This is a genomic window from Nonomuraea sp. B5E05 (assembly GCF_039880665.1).
Classification (GTDB): Bacteria; Actinomycetota; Actinomycetes; order Streptosporangiales; family Streptosporangiaceae; genus Nonomuraea.
On record NZ_JBDPMJ010000081.1, the window covers coordinates 1 to 1,983 of the forward strand.

A 1,983-nucleotide genomic window follows, 5' to 3' on the forward strand; every position below is an offset into this window, starting at 1 on the left:
CCCGGGTTCGACATAATTCCGCGGCCTGGAGGCCCGAATCTAGCTCCTGACCTGTGCTGACATGGGTGTAGGCGCCTGGAGGGCGTTTCTCTAGGCGGAGCTGTTCGCCTGGTTCAGCGGGGTGCGGGCTGGAGGTCGACGACCTGCTTGGGCGCGGGGATCGAAAGCTTGGCGAGCAGGTCTCGTTGGGGCTTGGTCAGGGCGGTGACCTGCCGGAACAGCCCGGCCGGGCCGGTGAAGGTGCCCAGGTGGAGCCGGTCAAGGTCGCGGCGGCAGGCAGGCCAGGTGCTGCCGGTGGTGGTCTCGATGATCCGAATGAGCAGCAGCGCCAGCCAGCAGAGGATGACATGGGCTCGGATGCGTTCTTCGAGCCGGTGATAGACCGGCCGCAGGTCGATGATCTGCTTCATGTCCCGCCAGCCGCGTTCGACCTCCAGCAACTGCTTGTAGCCCAGGGCGATGTCCTCGGCGCTCAGGTGCGGGTCGCTGCAGCGCAGCAGGTACTTGCCGTCGAGGTTCTCCTCGGCCTTGACCTTCGCGGCGTCGATGCGGAGCTTGCCCGCCGGCGTGGTTCGTAGATACCGGTTCAGGCCGGGCTTGGTGGCGATCTTTCCTCGGAGTTCGCCGCGCTTGAACTCGCTCAACGCGTCTGATCCGTCGATCAGGTCGGTGAGCTGGGTGACCAACTGCTGGCGCATGTGCGCGTCACGCTCGGCGGCTTCGGGGTTGTGGCAGATCACGAACCGGTCGGTGTCGCTGATCCGTACTTCCTTGATCCGCATGTTGCCGGTGGTCTCGGTGTAGCGGCCCTGCCGGGACAGGGCGGCCTTCACCTCCGCAGAGCCGGAGCGGAGCTTCTCCCCGATGATGTAGGCGTGCTCGCCTTGCCGCAGGTAGCGGCGGTTTTCGGCGGAGGAGAAGCCCCGGTCGGTCACCCACACGATCTTGGACAGGGTCCAGTCCCGCATGTCGTCCTTGACCTGGCGGATCAAGCGCTGGTCGGAGGCGTTGCCGGGCCAGCACCAGCAGCGGACCGGGACCCCGTCCCTGGTGACGGCCATCCCGATCACGATCTGCGGGAGGTCGTCGCGCGAATCCTTCGATTTACCGTAGGTGCGAAAACCAGTCGCCTGGGCCTCTTGTTCGGCTTGCTCGCCGGTCAGGCGGTCGCCTCGCTTGTCGCGGGCGAGCGCCTCATCGGGCTCCTCGAGTTCGAAGTAGGTGCTGGTGGTGTCGAAGAACAGCAGGTCGACCTCAAGGTTCAGCAGGTTGGCGACCTCGTCGAACACCTGTTTTTCCAGGTCGTCTTTGACTTCGTGCAGCCAATCCATCGCCCGGTAGCATGTCTGCTCGCCGACCTCGGCCAGTCCGTCGAGATGAACGTCGTTGGTGATCCAGTCCGCGGCGGCCAGCTTGGACGACGGCGCCAGCGCCCGGTTGGCGACCAGGCCGAACAGCACCCGCTCGGTGACGGTCATGTCCCGTCGGCGGCCTCGCTTGGGCTGCCCGACCCTGCCGACGATCTGGTCGATCTTCAACCGCCGCCACAGATGATCAAGTACGTAGGTGCCGCCGAACGGGACCGAGGACACGAACTCCAGGTCCGAGGTCGCCGTCGCCGCCAGAGCATCGCCCGGCGTCAGTAGGCGGGATAGAGACGTGACCAGCCGCTTGACCGCTTCGCGGTCCAGTTCGTCCTCGCGGCCGAAGGTGAACAAGACCTTCGGTACCGCCCTGCCCTTCACTGGATCCCACTCGTTATGGGCCAGATGCAGGTACCGGACCGTCCCGGACTTGTTCTCCCGCTTCGTCGTCTTCACGTACACGACTCCAGACCATAGAGCCAAAGCCCAGGGCAGTACAGGCGAATCATCAAAATCGCGTCTCTAGGCAGTTTCGGCCCGGGAGGTCCGCCCTCAGCTGCTGACCTGCACGTTCAGGCCACAGTGCCCTCTAGGAGCCCCGAATTACGTCGAACCCGGG

General features: G+C 65.2%; 1 protein-coding gene. It reads right to left on the reverse strand.

Annotation, left to right across the window (positions count from 1 at the left end; all coding sequences use genetic code 11):
- Nucleotides 1-113 precede the first annotated feature (113 nt).
- Complete coding sequence (locus tag ABGB01_RS45855) at nt 114-1,820, reverse strand: IS1634 family transposase (protein WP_347780623.1); 1,707 nt, start codon at nt 1,818-1,820, stop codon at nt 114-116.
- Nucleotides 1,821-1,983 lie beyond the last annotated feature (163 nt).